The organism is Sphingobacterium gobiense, assembly GCF_002980575.1.
GTDB classification, from domain to species: domain Bacteria; phylum Bacteroidota; class Bacteroidia; order Sphingobacteriales; family Sphingobacteriaceae; genus Sphingobacterium; species Sphingobacterium gobiense.
Genome location: NZ_PVBS01000001.1, coordinates 499,381 through 519,721, shown reverse-complemented (window position 1 = coordinate 519,721; position 20,341 = coordinate 499,381). Strand labels below are relative to the sequence as shown.

Annotated in this window: 17 protein-coding genes; 8 read left to right on the top strand and 9 right to left on the bottom strand. The window is 44.6% G+C overall.

Annotated elements, in window-relative coordinates:
• The first annotated feature begins 55 nt into the window (after positions 1 to 55).
• The 4 genes from C5749_RS02255 to C5749_RS02240 all read left to right on the top strand — a co-directional run bounded on the left by C5749_RS02255 (position 56) and on the right by C5749_RS02240 (position 3,588).
• Positions 56 to 367: a hypothetical protein gene (locus C5749_RS02255; protein ID WP_146113661.1), complete on the top strand. Its 312-nt coding sequence runs from the start codon at positions 56 to 58 to the stop codon at positions 365 to 367.
• Entirely contained in the window at positions 336 to 1,691 is a 1,356-nt protein-coding gene (locus C5749_RS02250; RefSeq protein WP_105722619.1) for an MATE family efflux transporter, read from the top strand. Before C5749_RS02255 ends, C5749_RS02250 begins: the two co-directional genes overlap by 32 nt.
• Before the next feature lie 40 nt (positions 1,692 to 1,731).
• On the top strand, positions 1,732 to 2,721 hold the full coding sequence (locus C5749_RS02245) for an LLM class flavin-dependent oxidoreductase (RefSeq protein ID WP_105722618.1): 990 nt from the start codon (positions 1,732 to 1,734) through the stop codon (positions 2,719 to 2,721).
• Positions 2,722 to 2,787: 66 nt separating this feature from the next.
• Positions 2,788 to 3,588 (top strand): aspartate dehydrogenase domain-containing protein, encoded by an 801-nt coding sequence (locus tag C5749_RS02240; RefSeq protein ID WP_105725130.1) that lies wholly within the window; start codon positions 2,788 to 2,790, stop codon positions 3,586 to 3,588.
• Here the strand turns inward: C5749_RS02240 and C5749_RS02235 are convergent.
• The gene (locus tag C5749_RS02235; RefSeq protein ID WP_105722616.1) at positions 3,575 to 4,486 is read right to left on the bottom strand and encodes an NAD(P)-dependent oxidoreductase; all 912 of its coding nucleotides are present in this window, start codon (positions 4,484 to 4,486) and stop codon (positions 3,575 to 3,577) included. The genes C5749_RS02240 and C5749_RS02235 overlap by 14 nt on opposite strands.
• A gap of 52 nt (positions 4,487 to 4,538) precedes the next feature.
• Complete coding sequence (gene proS / locus C5749_RS02230) at positions 4,539 to 6,011, bottom strand: proline--tRNA ligase (RefSeq protein WP_105722614.1); 1,473 nt, start codon at positions 6,009 to 6,011, stop codon at positions 4,539 to 4,541.
• Between the two features lie 189 nt (positions 6,012 to 6,200).
• On the opposite strand from proS, the gene C5749_RS02225 reads away from it, so the two are divergent.
• The 3 genes from C5749_RS02225 to C5749_RS02215 all read left to right on the top strand — a co-directional run bounded on the left by C5749_RS02225 (position 6,201) and on the right by C5749_RS02215 (position 10,380).
• Positions 6,201 to 7,286: a hypothetical protein gene (locus C5749_RS02225; protein ID WP_105722612.1), complete on the top strand. Its 1,086-nt coding sequence runs from the start codon at positions 6,201 to 6,203 to the stop codon at positions 7,284 to 7,286.
• Positions 7,287 to 7,360: 74 nt separating this feature from the next.
• Positions 7,361 to 8,911 carry an OmpP1/FadL family transporter gene (locus tag C5749_RS02220; RefSeq protein WP_105722610.1) on the top strand — a complete coding sequence of 517 codons (1,551 nt, stop codon included), beginning with the start codon at positions 7,361 to 7,363 and terminating at the stop codon, positions 8,909 to 8,911.
• 131 nt (positions 8,912 to 9,042) lie between these two features.
• A complete protein-coding gene (locus C5749_RS02215) occupies positions 9,043 to 10,380 on the top strand; it encodes a S41 family peptidase (protein WP_181151256.1) in 1,338 nt (445 codons plus the stop codon).
• 153 nt (positions 10,381 to 10,533) lie between these two features.
• On the opposite strand, the gene C5749_RS02210 is transcribed toward C5749_RS02215, so the two are convergent.
• From C5749_RS02210 to C5749_RS02185, 6 genes are all read right to left on the bottom strand, one after another.
• Positions 10,534 to 10,824, bottom strand: coding sequence for a hypothetical protein (locus tag C5749_RS02210; RefSeq protein ID WP_105722606.1), 291 nt, complete (start codon positions 10,822 to 10,824; stop codon positions 10,534 to 10,536).
• Between the two features lie 82 nt (positions 10,825 to 10,906).
• Positions 10,907 to 11,686 (bottom strand): hypothetical protein, encoded by a 780-nt coding sequence (locus C5749_RS02205; protein ID WP_105722604.1) that lies wholly within the window; start codon positions 11,684 to 11,686, stop codon positions 10,907 to 10,909.
• Between the two features lie 116 nt (positions 11,687 to 11,802).
• Positions 11,803 to 13,185, bottom strand: coding sequence for a hypothetical protein (locus C5749_RS02200; RefSeq protein WP_105725128.1), 1,383 nt, complete (start codon positions 13,183 to 13,185; stop codon positions 11,803 to 11,805).
• A gap of 379 nt (positions 13,186 to 13,564) precedes the next feature.
• A complete protein-coding gene (locus C5749_RS02195) occupies positions 13,565 to 16,921 on the bottom strand; it encodes a TonB-dependent receptor (RefSeq protein ID WP_105722602.1) in 3,357 nt (1,118 codons plus the stop codon).
• Positions 16,922 to 17,026: 105 nt separating this feature from the next.
• A complete protein-coding gene (locus C5749_RS02190) occupies positions 17,027 to 18,022 on the bottom strand; it encodes a FecR family protein (RefSeq protein ID WP_105722600.1) in 996 nt (331 codons plus the stop codon).
• Between the two features lie 127 nt (positions 18,023 to 18,149).
• Entirely contained in the window at positions 18,150 to 18,767 is a 618-nt protein-coding gene (locus C5749_RS02185; protein ID WP_105722598.1) for an RNA polymerase sigma factor, read from the bottom strand.
• Between the two features lie 190 nt (positions 18,768 to 18,957).
• On the opposite strand from C5749_RS02185, the gene C5749_RS02180 reads away from it, so the two are divergent.
• Positions 18,958 to 19,263 (top strand): hypothetical protein, encoded by a 306-nt coding sequence (locus C5749_RS02180; RefSeq protein ID WP_146113660.1) that lies wholly within the window; start codon positions 18,958 to 18,960, stop codon positions 19,261 to 19,263.
• A 47-nt stretch (positions 19,264 to 19,310) separates the two neighbouring features.
• Here C5749_RS02180 and C5749_RS02175 read toward each other — a convergent pair whose 3' ends face one another.
• Complete coding sequence (locus tag C5749_RS02175) at positions 19,311 to 20,336, bottom strand: quinone-dependent dihydroorotate dehydrogenase (protein WP_105725126.1); 1,026 nt, start codon at positions 20,334 to 20,336, stop codon at positions 19,311 to 19,313.
• Between the last annotated feature and the right edge of the window lie 5 nt (positions 20,337 to 20,341).

The window sequence follows — 20,341 nt, the reverse complement described above, 5'->3', positions numbered from 1 at the left end:
TTTAGTTATGAACCCGAGATGTAGCTATTTACATCAAGCATACAAATTACAAAACATGAAACGCACACTAAATATTGATGTCACATCATTTTATCAGACACAATTTAAACGACTGAAATGGGCATTGAACGATCAAACAGATAATGGGACGGAAATCGCTATAGAAGATGAGTCGACCACGGACAAAAGCGAAATAAGAGAAGCGGTCGAAGACCATATCGACTATATAGCCGCTGCGCTACCGGAAGGTCGTTTGGTGAGCGATTATGAAGCAATCTTATCTTTTGACTCACAAATTGAAGAAAGACAAAAGGAAGAATTCACGACTATATTTAATGAGTTCAACACCAGAGACGAGTCGAATTAAAAAAAACTACAGACGCATCATCAAACTTGCGTTCCCGATTATTCTGGCAAATGCATCCGTTCCTCTCTTGGGTCTGGCGGATACTGCTGCTATCGGACAAACTGGAGCTGCAGTGGACCTAGGAGCCATTGCTTTAGCTTCGTTGATTTTCAATTTTGTTTATTGGGGATTCGGCTTCCTCCGCATGGGTACAACTGGTTTTATATCGCAAGCCGCCGGAGCCAATGACGTCGACGAAACGCATGCTTTGTTATTTCGGGCCGTGTTATTAGGAGCAGGAATCGGTATAATCCTTATCATACTCCAGCGATTGATCGGCGAAACCGCCGTTAACTTACTACAAGCGAGCGATGATATTAAGGTGCTTGTAAAATCTTATTTTTATATCCGTATTTGGGGAGCTCCCGCAACCCTAATCACTTTCACGCTTCTGGGCACCTTTATTGGGATGGGCTGGACGAAATATTTGCTGTTCATACAATTACTTCTTAATGGGTTAAATATTCTACTGAACGTACTTTTTGTTGTAGGATACGACTTAGGCGTGCGCGGTATCGCACTCGGCACCGTCATAGCAGAATGGTCTATATTATTTTTTGCAACCTACCTACTCATCAAAAAGATGCAATTGGCTGATTTCGCTCATCGTTTACAGCATTTACAATCTCGTGTCTTCAATAAGGAAAAACTTATTGCGCTATTTAAAGTAAATGGTAACATCATGATTCGTACGTTGGCCCTTCTTAGCGGTTTTGCTTGGTTTGCCAATCAAGGGGCGGCTTTCGGAGACCAAGTTCTAGCTGCTAACCATGTTTTACTACAATTTGTGTCTCTTTCTGCTTTTTTTCTAGATGGTTATGCACATGTTGCCGAAATGCTGACAGGCAAAGCCTATGGAGCAAGAGATAAGTCATATTTTATCGAGCAGGTAAAACATTCTACCGTTTTGGCTGGTATTACCGCCATTATACTAGCCACCGGCGTATACATTTTAAGTGATGTGTTCATTCCGCTTCTTACAAAAGACGTGCAAGTTCAAACGGTGGCTGCTGCCCACAGCCTGTATGCTGCCATTTATATTGCCTTTTCGTTCGCAGCCTTCCAGCTAGATGGTATCTTCATCGGCGTGACAAAAAGCGTGGAAATGCGAAATGCGACACTGATGGCTCTATTTATTTTTATCGGAACGGCGGTATTGCTAACAGCTTCATATGGTAATGCAGGTCTATGGATCAGTTTTATTGTTTATGTCGTCGCCCGCGCCATTATGCTAGGTATATATTACCCCAAAATATTACGCGAGATGACAAATGGTATTACATAAGGATTACTATATTTCGTCACAAAGCCTGTAATTTTGTGGCATGAAAAAAATAAAACTTTCGGCTTTGGATCTAGCAACTGTCTGCAAAGGGCAAAATACACAGCAGGCTATTGCTAGAAGTGTGGAAGCGGCCCAATATATTGAGGAGTTAGGATACGAACGGATATGGTTTGCAGAACATCATAATATGGAACATATTGCCAGTTCTGCGACAGCTGTTTTGATTGGACACATCGCGGATAAAACCAACCATATTCGGATTGGTTCGGGAGGAATTATGCTACCTAACCACTCTCCTCTAGTCATCGCCGAACAATTTGGCACATTGGAAACATTATACCCCGGCAGAATCGATTTGGGACTAGGGCGTGCCCCCGGAACGGATCAGGTAACAGCAATGGCGCTTCGGCGCAACAACCTGAACACCGCCTTTTATTTTAAGGACGATGTGCAGGCTCTCCAACAATATTTTAAAAACGATGATCCATCGGAGAAAGTACGTGCCTTCCCAGGCGAAGGATTGGATATCCCACTTTATATTTTGGGCTCCAGCACAGACTCTGCACATTTGGCCGCCGAGCTAGGTCTGCCTTATGCGTTTGCTGCACATTTCGCACCCGCCATGCTCGCACAAGCGTCTGAAATTTACAGAAGGGAGTTTAAACCTTCCGAACATTTAAAAGAACCTTATTTCATCGCCTGCGTCAATATTATCGGTGCTGAAACAACGCAGGAAGCAGCATTTCTTTCCACTAGTTTATTAAATATGTTTGCCGGTATCATCACCAATCATCGCCGCCCCCTATCCCCTCCCACGGAACAGGCAATATACCACGGCATCCCCGAAATCGAAAAAGCCGTTTATAGCATGACGGCCTGTACTTTCACAGGAGATCAGGAAACACTTACGCAAGACATCGACGATTTTGTCAACCGTTATCATGTCGACGAAGTCATGACGACAAATTATATCTATGACAATCAGAAGCGACTCGAATCGTTTCGTATTATTAAGGAGGCGTTAGTATAGAGTGGCCTTTGGCCTAAAAGCAGAAACGGTTTTGCTTTGCTTGAAAAAAGCCGTATGTTGGACAACATGGAAAAAAAGACTTTAGCTATCATCGGTTGTGGCAAATTGGCCTCCCTTGTTGTGGACGCGTATAATGCCAATCTACTTCCAGAGTATGAATTGGTTGCGACTTATTCCCGAAGCAAGGAAAAAGCGCAACATATTGCCGATAAAGTAAACACGACAGATTCCGGATCATCTTGTACATCTTATGCGTCGATTCAAGATGTTTTAGCGATGAAACCCGACTACATTATCGAAACCGCCTCACCGAATGCCCTAAAAGAATTTGCACTGGATGCCTTAGCAAACGGTTCCTCTATTGTGACGCTTTCCATCGGGGCTTTTGCAGACCAGGCATTCTATGATGAGGTCACTAAAACCGCAAAAGCACATGGCACGAAGGTACACATCGCATCCGGTGCTATTGGCGGACTGGATGTTTTACGGACAGTTTCCTTAATGGGTAAATGCGAAGCAACTTTTCAAACCGAAAAAAGTCCCAACTCGCTTAGGAAATCATCGGTGTATCAGGAATCGCTACAACACGAGAAAAAAAAGGTATTCGAAGGGAATGCAATCGAGGCTATTGCTCTCTTCCCGACCAGCGTCAACGTCTCTGTAGCTGCATCAATTGCATCTGTCGGCCCGGAAAACATGCGGGTATCGATAACCTCAACTCCTGATTTTGTGGGGGACAACCACCGCATAGAGATCAAAAATGAACAAGTCCACGCGGTAGTTGATGTATATAGTGCTACCGCCCAGATTGCGGGCTGGAGCATCGTTAATACATTACGAAATATTGTTTCCCCTATTGTGTTTTAAGATAGTTCTCGATATTGGCCAATACTTTCTCGCTCAGGCGTACAAACGCCTGGCGGGTACGGCCTACGGAAACCTGTAAACAGTGTACATTCGGGTGTGTCATAAACTTTTCATTTCCCAATGCAATCAGCGTGTCACAATAACAACGGTTATCCCCTCCTATCCACTTTTCAAAAGGTTTTTCATCCCAAGCAGGAGAAAGTCCTGTATTGAACAAGATTTTCCTATTCCCCATTTCCGCAAATTCTTCTTCGTGCATCAAAACGACACCACGATTTAAACAGGCGATAATGACTTCGTTCTCTTTCAACAATTGTCGCAGCGGTAAAAAGCGATAGCCTTTCTGTTTCGCATCCTCTTTTTCCGAACGCGCAAAATAAGAGATTTCTGCACCAAAGAAACGCAGCGCATCCGCCACCATACCACCCGACTTGCCTAAACCGAGGATACCGATTTTCGTCCCTGTGATTTCCCGCGGCACGCCGTCCCATGGCATATGTGACGTTCCATCATTCCGATCACCAAAACCATGTAAACAACGTACCAATTCACTCACTACATATTCTACCACGCCCTCATCCCCGTAATCCCGAACCCCTAAAACGGTGATACCTTTTGAATTGGCATACCGAATATCCACATTGGCGCTTTCCGGGTTGTACAGAGAGCAGCACATACCGATATATTTTACATTTGGGCATTTCTCCAATGCTTCTTCTCCTAGTCGCGAAATATAACTAATCAGAACAGCATCAGCGTCGCCAATCCGCAAAGCCATCTCTTCTGCAGACTGTGGACTATTCGGATAAAAGATAACTTCTTCCGCATAATTGGACAGTGCCTGTTCCGCCGAAGGGATTAAGTTTAGTGGTTCAACGGCCACTATTTTTTTAAACATATTTCTTTCCAACTCATTACAGCTACGTAGCGTGATACTACATCGCTAGATATTAATACGCTTTCGCAAATAATACGCGCTTAGCAGACGGTTTACCCGTAAAGATACAAACACCTGCATCTTCCTTTACGTCCAAAGGAATACAACGTATAGTCGCCTTTGTTTCCTCTTTTACACGCTTTTCGGTCTCTACCGTGCCATCCCAATGGCAGGAAATGAAGCCTCCTTTGTGCTCTAATACCTCTTTGAATTCCGCATAAGAATTAACCTCCGTGATGTGTTCGTCGCGGAACGACAACGCCTTATGGTATATGTTTTCCTGGATAATGCCCAAGAGGTTTTCAATGGTCACCGCAAGTCCTTCTTGGGACACGGTCTCTTTAGTCTGCGTATCACGTCGTGCTAATTCCACTGTACCATTTTGCATATCACGAGCACCTACAGCTACGCGTAAAGGTACACCTTTCATTTCCCACTCTGCGAATTTAAAGCCGGGACGCTGTGTATCCCTATCGTCATACTTTACCGATATGTCCATATCTTGCAATTCGCTTGTCAGCGTACGCACAAAGTCATCAATATTCGCTTTTTCCTCTTCTGTTTTATAAATAGGTACGATAACCACTTGAATCGGCGCCAATTTTGGTGGCAATACTAACCCTTGATCATCCGAGTGGGCCATAATTAAAGCGCCCATTAATCGAGTAGAGACTCCCCAAGAAGTTGCCCAAACGTGTTCCAATTTTCCTTCTTTCGAAGTAAACTTTACATCAAAGGCTTTCGCAAAATTTTGTCCCAAGAAATGTGAAGTACCGGCCTGCAACGCCTTTCCATCTTGCATAAGCGCTTCTATACAATACGTCTCTAACGCCCCCGCAAAGCGCTCATTTTCTGTTTTAACCCCCCGAATAACCGGAACAGCGAGCGTCTGCTCCGCAAAGTCTGCATATACTTCCAACATACGTTCTGCCTCTTCAACTGCTTCATCACACGTGGCATGCGCCGTATGTCCTTCCTGCCACAAAAACTCTGCTGTGCGTAGAAACAAACGAGTACGCATTTCCCATCGAACCACATTCGCCCATTGATTTACCAAAATCGGTAAATCTCGATACGACTCAATCCATCCTTTATAAGTATTCCAAATAATGGTCTCTGAGGTAGGCCGTACGATAAGTTCTTCTTCCAATTTAGCAGTTTCATCTACTACGATATTTCCCTCTCCATCGTTTTTCAATCGATAGTGTGTTACTACAGCGCATTCCGTTGCAAATCCCTCCACATGTGAAGCTTCTTTGGAGAAAAAGGATTTGGGGATAAATAGGGGGAAATAAGCATTTGAATGCCCGGTATCTTTAAATCGCTTGTCTAATATCGCCTGCATACGCTCCCATATCGCGTATCCGTAAGGCTTGATAACCATACAACCCCGAACCGCAGAATGTTCCGCCAAATCAGCCTTGACGACTAAGTCGTTGTACCACTGTGAGTAATCTTCACTACGACTTGTTATACCTTTTCCCATTATTTATTTCTATTATTATTTCTGTAACAATTACTGTAATTTATTCGTATTATTATAAGGACTTTAAGTAGCCCTCAAGTTTTATTTATATTTTTGGCATTGGATTAAACCCTACCCTAAAAAACGGGTCTAAGTTAATAAATAAAGACTGTATTAGCGAAGTTTAACAGTAGAACAGTAGAGGACATTATGAAAACAAATAGATTATTATTCGGTAGTTTGACACTTGCAGCATTTTTTGCATTAAGCTCGTGTTCAACAAGTAGGCAGATCGCCCACCGAGATGATGTGTATAATAATCAATCCCAAGCTCCACAAGATTACCTGAGTCCGGATTATTATTACACGGACGAAGGTACACAAGAGGAGCAATACGCCCAAAACGACTATTATGCTGACGAGTATTCCGATGAAGAGTATGTCGAAGGATTTGAATATGATAATAATTTGGAGTATGCTAACCGGATCAATCGTTTTTATTACGGTGCACCGGGTATGCCTTATTTCGACCCTTGGTTTGACCCTTGGTATGGATATGGTGGTTTTGGCTTTGGCCTAGGTTGGTCTAACTGGGGTTGGGGACCAGGTTGGTCTATGGGCTTCGGATGGGGTCGCCCTCACTTCGGCTTTGGTTGGGGATGGGGAAATCCTTATTACGGATTCGGACGCTGGGGTGGCTACCCTTACGCCGGATTTGGCTATAATGCTTGGGGACATCCTCATTACGGTTATGGTAACCATTATTATGGCGGAAACCGATATAGCGTAAGACCACGTAACGCGCCCACAAGGATAGCCTCCCGAAGTGGATATAATACACGTGTTGGTAATACCTCTCGTGTTTCCAACTCGCGTGTAGCTCGAGATAGAAACGGTCGTATTGTAACGGGACGCAGCTCCCGCGCTGCAGCTAACACGCGTACCACAACGCGTTCGGCCGTCGGAAACAGAAGCAGTGTGCGGTCTGAAAACGGTAGAGTTACGCGAGGTACCTCTAACAGGTCTACAAACCCTTCTCGTGTTGGCAACCGTACCACTCGTGGTACAACCAATAGAGAAGCCGTAGGAAATAGAACGAGAACAACCACTCGTCCGACAACGCAACGATCTAGACCAACGACGACTCAACCATCTAGACCGACGACAAGAAGTACGCCTTCGTACTCACCTTCTAGAGGTTCTTCAGGAGGTTCCATGTCAAGAGGTAGCAGCGGTGGTGGATCGTCCAGAAGTTCTGGCGGTGGCGGCAGCTCCAGAGGTGGAAGAACAAGATAATTTTTTTTGAATAAGTATAATGGACATAATGTTGAGACGCAAGGTTTTTGCGTCTCTCCTATTTAAAACAAGCTATGCGTATAAAAAACATACTTTTTACATCTTTATTAGTTTCGGGAATAAGCTTTTCAGGTTATGGTCAGTCTGTAGGCAATGGGTTAATTTTTTCGCAAGAGACCAATGGTGGTTCGGCGCGATTTAGAGGATTAGGAAACGCTAACACGGCATTGGGCGGCGATATCAGTTCCATTACAGGTAACCCCGCCGGTTTAGGTTTCTTCGGCCAATCCGATATATCGGTCACATTTAACTACAATAACGCGGCCAACAAGGGTACCTATTTTGGAAACAGCGTTACCCGGAACAAAGGTAGATTTGGTCTAGACCAAGCGGGTGTTGTTTTCCATTTCCCAAAGAATGAAGGGTATTATGGATGGCAAAATTTCAACGTGGGGATAAGCTATGAAAACACAAATCGGTTTTCGAACAATGTGCGTTATGAAGGCATAAACCCCGACAATTCTATTGTGGGCGCTTATACAGACGATATTGCTGATTTTGGGGATCAAGCGCTCGCCAACAGTTTATACGACATCAAACTGATTGAACGATTTGCCGATGCCGATATGGGCTATTTTCCTATGACAAATCAACGAGGGAACAAAGACCAGATTAGTGATATACTAACAACGGGCAATAGTTTCCGGACATCGTTGGCATTTGGCGGTAATTATAACAACGTCTTCTACATCGGCGGTAATATCGGCTTCTCCTCGTTTATACATGAAAACTCTGCGCAGTTTTCTGAATATGGCTGGACGAAAGATGCGGCTGCCGTAACCGCCAATAATCCCAATTCCAACTTTGTTGATCCAGATCATGAGGACAATCGTTTTTTGGGAAAAAATTACGAGATGCTGGATGATTACTACCAGCGCTCAGAGGGGACCGGAATCGATTTCAAAATCGGCGCTATGTATAAACCCACAGTAGATTGGAACATCGGGGCTACCATTACTTCTCCTACTTGGTATACCATTGATCAATATACGGAAAGTTATATCGGTGTCGATTATTATGATAGTGAGGATGCTGGAGAAGCTTTTGATTTCGGCGAAACCGAATTTACCGACGACTTTAGCTACCGTTTAGTTACCCCTTGGAAATTTGGGCTCGGTGTGTCTAAGTTTTTCGGTCGCGGGTTGATATCGGCAGATGCCGAATACGTTAACCATGCTAATATAAAAATTAGAGATATCGGACGCGTGAATTCATCCGAGGATGAGCTATGGGACGAAGATTTCAAAGCAGCTTATAAGGGTGCTGTAAATCTTCGTATCGGTGGTGAGTATCTGATTACCAATACCATCAGCGGTCGTGCAGGTATAAACTATTTCGGTAATCCGTACAAAAACGCTGATAATACACAGTACAGTGGTAGCTTAGGATTGGGAACGAAGCTTACAAACACGCTTTATCTCGACTTAGCGGTCGTACACCTAGTCAATGATTATAAAGTAAGTCCTTATCTTATTAACGAAGAGTTTTGGGGCAGCGCGAGCCCTGTGGCAGATATCAAACATCAGCGCACCAACGTGGTGTTAACATTGGGTGCTAAGTTTTAATTACCTCTTAAAAGTGAAGTTTTTGGGTAGATTTTAGCATCACTCAAAAACTTCACATAAGTTTAACGGTATATTTATAGTTTTTAACGAACTTATATCCCATGTTCGTCAGTGGATTAAACCGTTATGCTGTGCTTTTAATATGCATGTTGTTAGCCACTTCCTGCAAAAAAGATGCACCCGATTTCCCCACAGGCTCGTCAGAAGCTATCAACGGTTGGATCTACGACCAGATGGAGCAATATTATTACTGGTCGTCTGCACTTCCGCCAGCTGCCAATTATAACCATTTACCGAAGGATTTCTTCCATTCGTTATTGGTTAAAGAGGATCGTTTCTCCAACATGATGCCATCCGGAAAAACCGATACTTACGGCACAACGCTATTAAACACCTTTGGCTTCGATTTTATGCAGTTTAAGGAAGAGAATGCCACCGTTTCGCTCATCAGCCATGTGGTACCTGGTAGCGCCGGTGATAGACTTGGCTTGCAACGCGGAGACACGCTGCAGCATGTCAACGGACAATTACCTACGGAAAACAGGCTATCCTCCTGGTTACAGCAGGCGACTCAGCAAACCAGTATCTTGCTTACATTGGCTAATGGCAAGACCTATACCCTGCCCGCTGCCTATATTTCCCAGCCCGTTATCTACCCTTCGGAGATGTTTATGGCCGATAGGGATAACAGGGTTGGTTATCTGTTCCTCAGCCATTTTGACTTCTCTGGCGGCTACGATCTGCTGAAAGCTATAGTGAAATTACAGGCTAATGGCGTACAAGAACTAATCCTCGATCTGCGCTATAATAGCGGCGGAAGCGTCGCTTTTGCGTCCTTTGTCGCATTGGCATTAGCCGATATACAGCCTAGCGACGTGTTTGTGCATTATAAGGGCAACGGGCGCCTACAAGATCTACAAGAAACCTTTGCACAGACACTGGCCAGGCAACCGGATGGCTATAGCTTTTCCGCCAGTGACGTACGCCAAAAAGGACTGGGACTCCAACGACTACTCGTTTTGGGTACTGGACACACGGCTTCTGCTTCGGAAATGCTCATTAACAACCTTCGTCCTTATATCGAGGTGGTCCATATCGGCGGATCCACCTACGGTAAGGATATGGCAAGTACGACACTGACGACTCCAGCATCTGTGGTCGGAACGGTCCCCGGTTGGCATATTGTCCCCATGATATACAAGATATACAATGCCCAAGGTCAGGGAGAATACGCGAACGGCTTACAACCCCAACAAAAAAAAGTGGAACACAGCGTATTACCCCTCTACCCTTTCGGCGACCAACATGACGCGCTGGTTGCCGAGGCACTCGTACACCTAGGGTATCGTAAAGCGCAGATAAAGTCTGACATCAAGCCCAGCATAAACGCGCCAACAGAACCCCAATTGTTATTTCAGTCGGCACCTTACCAAGCCCAGCCGATCGAGATACAAACTATAAAGAAGTAGTAAAATAGAATTGATAATTCACCAACAAGAACGCACCAGTCGTGTTGAAGAATAGACATGTAGACGGGATGCGCAAAAAGCGGCACCGACTGGTACCGCCTACATAAAGACCCATCATCATCCCGCAAGTGTTCGCTTTTGTTGTATCGTATATTATTTTGTCACCATCAACTGAAAATCTCGAACACTATATTTTGTTGCTTTACGCTCTTCCCGCAACGCGGGAACCAGAATATCCGAGCGTAGACTTTTTTGTAGTTCGCGGTACTCCATGATGCAAGTCTTGAGTTGCTCGATCATCTCATGGTAAGCTTGGTATTGCTCCTGCAACGCTAGCAATGCCTCTTCCGCAGTGTGGCGGGTTTCTGGGCTTTCCGCATCGCGTGCCACCTGCATCAGCTTGGCTTGTAGTGTTTCGTGTTCTCGCTTGGTGATGGCTTTCATAGAAATTATGCTAAATTACTATCCATAAGGCATTATATATACACTATGTCAACTACTTAGACAGCAATCTGACATCTCTAGTTTATTTACTTAGCAGCACGATTGCGGTGCACATATAAAACCCTTCCGGATATACCCCAAAAGGTCCTTCTAAAGGGATATCATATTCTTCTTCTTTTAAAATGACCTTGTAGACCTTGTCAAGTTCTGCCGAGCCCTCTGGGCTATACCTTACAGTCGGAGAGAAAATAAAGGCCACGGGTAATCCTTCTTTTCGATAAGGCTCCATATTATCGTCCAGAACGTAAATAACCCCAGATTCCCCATTCTCAAAAACGGATAAATCGCCAAAATCCACTTCTGTGAATTCATCCGTAAAATTGGACGTTACATTTCTTATTATCGTTGGTTCTGTTACAGCTTCGAGATTAAGATTCAGACGGTATACTGCTAAAGTCACATTGTCCTTATCCGTAATATCACTCACATTTGCAATATCCAATTTCAGCTTGGTTGGATTTACTTCCACGTCGTCAATCGGAGTCACCAAAAGCAACCCATTACCGCTGTCGAATACGGTTATTGGTTTGCTATCGTTATCGACATTCAGTTCTTGCTCAAGCAAGATATTGCCTTCTGCATCCTCAAAGCGGTAGGTAGCTCTCCCGAAGGGAACTTTATAAGATTGATATGCTGATGCGGGCACACTTGCTCCGTTCCGTAAAACAGTTGTACCATTGGGCAGTCCATTAAATTGCAACAGCACTAATTCTTCATAAGGGTTCAGCTTCTCTCCTTTTTCACAGGATTGTAGACCTACTGCGCTATAAAAAGCGATAAATAAGTATAAAATTCTTTGCATATAATGTATTCTGTCTCCTTTAAAAAGAGAAATAAATTTTTATTTTTAAATAGCCTGTCGGTTCATCACCGACAGGACTAACGTATTTTCAAGAATTATTATTCAGCCGCGATTGATTAATACGTTTTTGGCTGAAACTCGGTCCAACCAGCTGTCCATGCAGTTGTAGCTGTTGCACCAGGAGCAAAAGCACCTTTATATGTGCTTGCTGTCCCGTAAGCTGGAGAAGTAGTAGCTGGTACAAGGTTAGCAATGTTAAACGAACTACCCGTAGAATAGAAAGGATTCACTGTTCCAAGAACGTTACCCAATCTCAAATAGCTATTCGCATTCGCCGCTGTACTTGTACTATTACCTGTGTAATTAACTGGCGTAGGCGTACCGGTAATCGCAGTTGTGTAACCATGGACAACATTGTTGCTGAACGTGCTTCCAGACGAGGTGATATTTTCGAAAGCCACACCGGTACCATAACCGGCAATAATCGAACGCGTTATGGTCATTGCCGTAGCTCTTCTCCAACGGTTACCAAATCTCAACTTCGTAGCAGCTGTACCAGCGTTGTTGATACCCAAGAAGGTGAAGTTCTCCAATTTCGGATTGGTTTTTGGTGAAGCCGAAGAACCAGAGCCATCATTATCCGACTCGATACCATTGGAATCCGAGCTACCACCGGAAGTACTGTTGGTTGAGTTGGGATCTTTTAACGACAAAGCATACTGAATTGTTCCGGAGTAACCGAAATCGAAATCAAAATCATCATCATCCGTAGACAAAGCGACCAAGTGATCCGCATTTACCGTACCTCCGAAGAACTCGAACGCATCATCACGGCCCCAAGAAACCTGGATATGGGATAGGGTTGTACCGCTACCGACACCACCTAGGGTTAAACCATTGATTTCGTTGTTGGGCGCAAGTTCATAACCTGCGAACTCAATACGGACATACTTCAAGATACCGGAATCGTCATTATCAATAGTTCCACCATACGTTACGTCGACACCTATAGGTGCCGGAATGCCTTCGATGCGTGGATTTGTCTGGTTCGTTGTTGCCCTCCCTAACAAAATAATACCACCAAAGTCACCAGCTGCGCGACCGGAAACTTTCGGTGAAGTGAATACGATCGGTTCGGCAACTGTTCCCTCCGCATGGATTTTTGCCGTTTTAGGTACAACCAACACCCCAGCGATACTATGTGTATCACTAGTAGCATCGTCATCGTACTCGATAGCTCGGCCAGTGGTCAAATACGTACCCGGATCAATCGTTAACGTTGTACCTGGATTCACAAAAGCAACACCAGGGATGGTCCATACCGTATCTTTCGATAAGCGGCTTTTGGTGATGATCCCGTTTGAATTCACAGGGATTTCCACCAATGGTCTACCAGCCGGCAAGCTAGCATTAAAATCACCTTCCGGCGTTGCTACGTCTTTGTTGCATGAGCTGAATAGAGCCACAGCACATACAGTCAAACTTAAAACTTTTTTCATTTCGGTAAGTTTTAAATAATTTATAAATTTGCCGCCATTATCTTTAGCTTGGCTATACTGCTTTTCGCGCGGCAATTCTCGAAAGGCGGTATAGCTTTTTAATTACTTCCTTCGTTTTCTGATTTTCCTCCGAGATAAACGTTTTCCTGTAGTTGACTTCCGGATTGTGCTTTCGACCAATGCACGGAACCGTTTTTTCGTTTCTCATCTCTTCAGGATAACCAGGAATCAAGCCCGGTAATTAAATTTTTTTATTTTTTCATTCATCACTTATATCATCACACTTTATATATATGTCTTCAAAAACCCGGAAAAGTACTTTGATTAATTGTTGCTATTCTATTAAATAAGTATTAAGTCACCGGCTTCGAGCAATATTTTAAAAGTTGTAGGTCAAGGTAAGATTCAATCTTCGCCCGTCACGTTTACGATAAACCTTGCGGTCGCCATCATTCGGTTCGTATTTTAAATCCCCAATCAGCCGATAACCTAATGTATTTCCACTCTCCCCTGGTCTCAACTGCTCAAAATCGGAGAAGCTGTTCTGGTAAAAGAAACCCCATTCGTTTAGGAGATTAGCAACGTTCAATTTCAGTTCCGCCCGCTTTTTGAAAAAACGAGCATACAGCTGCAGATCCAGCTGGCGAGGTAGAACTTCATATTCGGCCTTAAACGGCTGATCAGAACTAATATTAGTACGATATCCTACGGCATTGTAGTTTACCGTTACCCCTGCCAAATCGCCCCAATAAGCGATACCAGCATTTAACAACCAAGGGGATTGCCCGATCAAGGGTCTATCCTGCAGCGGACGGCGCTCTGAGTGAACGCCTGGCTCCGGTTCCAGTACATAGCGCGGAAAAGACATAGCAGACACTTCGGATTTCATCAAGGTACCATTGCCGTACAGAAATAAATTATCCAACCAGGTTCCTTCAGCCAAAAAGCCGAGAGATTTGCGTACTTCGGCTTCCAGGCCATAATTTTTGGCCGAATGCTGATTCTGGTATCTGTAGTCGTGACTAGAGTTCGGATTCTCATCTTGTACCAGCTCGATAGGTTTATCTAAATACTTGTAAAATCCCGAAACCGAGACAATTTCGCCCGGCGAAGGATACCATTCTACACGTAGGTCAGCATTATCGATAGTGGTCGACTTCAGATTACGCCCACTGACGGTACCGTTGAGTTCATAGCTATACATACCAAACAGGGAAGTTTCGCGTAGGTCGGGGCGCACCACCGTTTTGGCGTAAGACGCCCGCAGGTTCAGTTCGGGTGTAAGGTTGTAGGTCGCATTGATCGAAGGCAATAGCTTCCAACCTTTTTCTGAAGGCTCGATATCATCCTTCACATATTCGGGAATACCATTCGGGTACCGTTTAGCAAGATATTCTTCCTGCTGATTGAGCAGGTTGAAATATTCTGCCCGCACACCGTATACCAAGCGCAGCTTCCCGTTAAACTGCTTCTGGTCGGCCATTGCATACAACGCATGGGAAGTCATGCGGCCATCAAAAATAGCACCACCATTCCGGTCCGCATAATAATACGCCTGTTGGACTCCCGCACCAATATTTTCCGGTGCAAGGGCAACATCGTAAGGCAACTCTATCTCGTATCCTTGGTTATGCTCATCAAAAGATTTCTTGAACGGCAGCATACGGAAAACCGACATTTCCCGATGACGGTTCCAGCCGGAGTAGCCGACCTTGATCAGGGCGCTTACCGGATTGCCTTCGCCTACCATACGAGATAGGGCCGCGTTCCACAGATAGGCTTTCTCATCTATATTCGCCCACATGCGAGAATCGTCGTCCACCACAGCTACACCGGACTTGGAATGCATACCGATGTTCGGTGTTTGGAAATAGTACTGATCTCCGATTCGTGCAGTGAGATTGTACTTGAGCTTGCGCTGATCGATGATCTCCTGATCGATACGGTTCATTGTCCCGTCGACATGCAGACGTACATCGGCAGGTAGTTGATACTGCAATTCCAGTTTGTGTTGGCGCAGTGCTAGCAGTTCCGGTTCCTGAAATTCTTCTTTAAACATTTGGCTCCCCACGTCCTTGTATGGTAGGCGGTATGCTTCATTATAGCTATCGTTATACACACGGGAGTACATATTCTTTAACGCTACCTTAAGTTTAGGATTTTGATACCCTATATTCACTACGCCCCCCATAGCGCTCATAAATCGGTAGGATATTCCACCACCGTTCTGAGCAAAACCGGTACTGTCTAAGTAGTTCAGACCCAATTCCTGTCCGCGGACATTATTAAAATTCACAATATTCTGTTCGCTCCGCAGATTGGCACTGGCCACGAACCCGAATCGTTGCTCCCTAGGCAAGTTATATACGCGCCCCATAGAAAGACGGTAATTTTGATCGGGCATTCCTTTTAGTTGATATTGCGACAAGGCGTCGGAATTTAGTCGACGGCTCTGCGCAATAGCATCCAGATCTCTGTATCTCGGCCCGTTGGGATTTGAGGGATTCAACGGCAGGTTACCGAGCTCGTCATCTCCGGGAGGGGGTAGATCTTTCTGTATCGCTTCATTATGCCAGTACCATGTTAACATATTATCCGGCAGTCTATTTTCTTTTCCTTGAAAGGTAAAAAATTCGCTAGCTTTTCTCTCGCCCAAGCGGTAGAAGTCCTTGCCTGTGGTCTGGCTATTCCCCCCTGTACCTACTTGTATCGTTGTAAAGTTTTCTTCGGGAATATCCAATGTATTGACCGACACCTGCCCCCCCGAGAATTCTGAGGACATATCCGGGGTAGCGGTTTTGTTGACCACGACAGAGCTCACCACCTCGGTAGGAATCGCGTCAAAAGAGAAATTACGTTTAATCATGGATGTACTCGGAATATTCACCCCATCGAGCATCGCCTGGTTGTAGCGGTCGGTCATACCACGGACCACAACAAACTTGTTATCTATAGTTGTGACACCACTGATCCGCTTAATCGATCCTGCCATATTGATGTCCGGCGTGCGGGCAATCTGCTCGGCGGAGATACCATCGGTTACACTGGCGGCATTTTTCTGGGCGGCGTAAAGCCCCGCTACAGAAGCCTTCTTGAAGGTACTGGTCACGACCACATTTTCGATTTGTTGGTTGCTGATCTGCATCGCGATATCCAATGCTGTACGTTGCCCCGCTTCCACCTTCACTCCCTGTACGCGCTGCGTTTTGTAGGAGATATAACTGATTTCCACGACGTAGGTACCAGCGGGCAGTTCCATATTATAAGTACCGTCTACCCCGGTTTGGGCCGATTTACTCCCGATCACCCGGACGTTGGCTCCTATCAGCGGTAAACCGCGCTCGTCGTAGACTGTACCGCTGATACGACCCGGCGTTTGCGGCACTTTCTTTTCCAAAATGATATAAGGTCCGGTTTCGCGAAAATCGAGGTCAATGCCCTTAAACACATATGTCAGCACCTCACGCAACGGTCTGCCGCTAAACCGCCTGGCACCGATTCTCTTGCCATCGAAGTCATATTTAGTTGCATCGTAGGCAATGAGGATGTTTTTCGATTCCAGGTTTTTGACAGCTTCTGCTATACTGCCTTCTTGTATTTCCAAGGTTATTTTCTTCTGTAAAAGTTGGGCGTTCGCTCCCGAGGCAAGCAATATCTCCGTCAAACAGAGGATGCTGATGACACTAAGCATGAATATTCGCATAATTAAATGGAAATAGTACAGATTAATTTGCATAAATTTGTTATGTATAATATTGTGTTATAGATTTTATGATACGATGTTAAAACGATGATTAGGAGCTGGTGATGGCGGTCGCCGGCTCCTTTTTGTAATATTAGGTTAATAAAGCACCACTGTATCCCCCTCCTTTCTGATTTTATTATGGTGAATGGACTGTAGTACATCCAAACACTCATCTAGCGGCACCGACTTGCGGATCGGCAGGGTGTATTGCTGGCGGGCAATACGATCGTTGTCGGCAACAAGTGTTACACCATAGGTATTTTTAACGGCCAGTGCCAATTCGGCAAATCCGGCGTCCTGCAACACCAATTTTCCGCTTGTCCAGCTGTAAACCTGTTGCGTATCAAATTCTTCTGTTGTACTATTGGCATATTGTTTTTCGAAGCGGATTCGCTGTCCCTTTTCGAGCGTGCCCAGATTACTGTTGCCGCGCTGCACCTGCACCCGTCCGGTGTACACCGAAATCACTTGCTCATGCATCTCTGCGTAGGTCTGTATATTAAAAGAAGTTCCTAAAACGGTTGTCTGCAAGTGGCCGGCTTGCACGATAAATGCCCGGCTACTATCCTTCGCTACTTCGAAAAAGGCTTCTCCGGCGAGGAGTTCTACCTCCCGAGTAGATCGTCCGTAGGCATTTTCGTCAACACGGAGACTTGTCCGTGCGTTTAGCGTAACCTCCGATCCGTCGGGAAGATTAACCACTTTACGTTCGCCTACGCCTGTTGTGAAAATACGGTAGGCCGGCATCGACACACTTTCCTGTGTTTGTTCGATTTCCTGCTGTAGATTCCAATAGAAAAACCCAATAGTGGCCAACAAAAGCGCCGCAACACTCCCTATCCAAGGTCTGAAAACCACAAATCGGTTTCGTTTTGTCTCTACTGAGTTTTCTCCTACTCCAATTGCATCTTGTATTTTTTGCCACGATCGGCTGCGTCTCTCCGCGTTGTCAGCGGCCTCCATATTTATACGCCGGTCTAAACTATCATACCAAGCATCGAATAAATGCTTCTCCTGCTCCCCCACCTTCTTTTGCTGGTAGCGATTGGCTAAAAACTGAAATAGTCTGCGTTTTGCTTTTAGTTTGCTCATTTTACCCTACGTCGGAAAAAAGGCAAAAAGGTACTTTGATTAATCGTTAATATTCTGTTAAGATATTATGAAGCACCTCATATCAGTGGTGTCTATGCCAGAATACCGATTGGCAGAAGTAACTTTTTTATGAGGTGGCAGCAGCGATAGACTGTATGGCGAGGAATACCAACGTAGCATTATATCCATCTATTCCCCTGGACAACAACGCATGCTTCAAGCGTTTGCTGCCTTCACTAATATTATTCTTCACCGTCTGTTCGGACAGTTCTAATCGGTTAGCGATGTCGCGAATGCTGAACTTATCCCATTTGAGCAAGATCGCCTGTTTCATGCTGGCAGGCATCTTGTTTAATTCTTCGGATAAAAGCTGTTCCAAAGCGAGATAGGTTTCCAGCTCTTCGGGATGTTGCTGTACAAAAGTATATAGATCTTCCGCCCAAAAGTCTAATAACTGCGGTTTCACCTTGCTGGCATTGAAGAAATCTATGATTTTATGCTTGAGTATACCGTAAAGGTATCCCGGCAGGTTTATCTGCGTATCCAACCGCTTACGTTTCTCCCAGAATTGTATAAAAAGCTCCTGCACTATATCTTCCGCATGTTGGGCATCGCGGATGCGGCGCAGGGCATGAGCATAGAGTCCATCCCAAAAGCAACGGTACAGTTTACCGAAGGCTTCTTTGTCGTCTAGCTCCCGAATAGCTAACAGCCACGCTTCGTGTTGCAGGTTCTCTGGTGTCATTCGTCGATTTGTGTCTTCAAAGATACCGCATACAAGTTAATTGAATATTAAATTTAGTAATCCCTCCGTACTAGACAAAAAATTTTGGTACCCCTGATAGATGACAGGGAATAGATTCATTTTATATGGTGACGTAATTATATTGTATATAAAATTGAATTTACTTAGGTTTGCAGAAAACAACAGCGTTATGAAACCCAAAACCGTCATATTTGGTATTATCACGGCATTTGTGCTGGTTATTCTCTTTAATAACAAAGAAGAAGCAAGCTTTTGGTTTTTCGGCGAGATACGTACCTCGAAGTTGCTAATCTTGGGTGTATTCTTTATTTTGGGCGTTATTACCGGTGGAATTATATTCCGTCGAAAAAAGAGTCATCCGAAAGAGTATAGCATTAATAATACAACTGCAATAGATGATAACCCGGAAACACAAGCCCCATCCCCCCACACGAATTTATCAGAGGAGGATCGTAAGTTTTTGGATCGGGATTAACTTAAATTACCGATTAGTCGGCGACTTGAAAGCCCTGAATGCCACATTTATTTCAGCAGGCCCCTACAAATTTTATTAATCAAAGCCGGACCTTCATAGATAAATCCTGTATAAACTTGCACTAAACTCGCCCCTGCTTCTAGTTTCTCACGAGCGTCTTCCGCCGAATGTATCCCCCCTACTCCTATTATAGGGAATGAACGATTGCTGCGATCCGCTAAATACCGAATAACTTCGGTGGAGCGTTTAGTAAGCGGTTTTCCACTCACGCCCCCCGTTTCTTTCACCAATATAGGATCACTTACTAGCCCTTCTCTAGAAATAGTGGTATTTGTGGCAATCACACCAGCTATCTTTGTTTCCGATACTATTTCCACAATATCGTCCAATTGTGAGTCCGTTAAATCCGGCGCTATTTTAAGTAGAATCGGCCGTTGGATATATTTGGCATGATTCAAATCTTGAAGTGTGTTTAAAATTTTCTTTAAAGGCTCCTTTTCCTGCAAATCGCGTAGACCTGGTGTATTAGGCGAGCTCACATTGACTACAAAATAATCTACATATTCAAAAAGAGTATTAAAACAATATGTATAATCGTGGACTGCTTCCTCGTTAGGTGTCGTTTTATTCTTACCGATATTCCCACCGATAATTAAATTTTCCCGGTTTTTTAACTGCTTCAAGCGCCCTGCAGCCACATCAGCGCCTTGATTGTTAAAACCCATCCGGTTTATCAAAGCTTCATCTTCCACCAGGCGGAACATCCGAGGCTTATCGTTTCCCGGTTGTGGACGCGGCGTTACCGTACCGATTTCGATAAAACCAAAGCCCAAACCTGTCATCTCCTCGATATACTCCGCATTTTTATCAAACCCCGCAGCAAGCCCCACCGGATTTTTAAATTTTAATCCAAACACTTCACGCTCCAAACGAGGATTGTCGATCGTATAGAGCGATTTTAGTAACGATTTCGCGCCCCAGATTTTAGTAAACGTACGCAACCCTCCCGTCACCCTGTGGTGTGCTGTTTCGGGGTCCATCGTGAAGAATATAGGTTTAACGATTTTATACATATGTG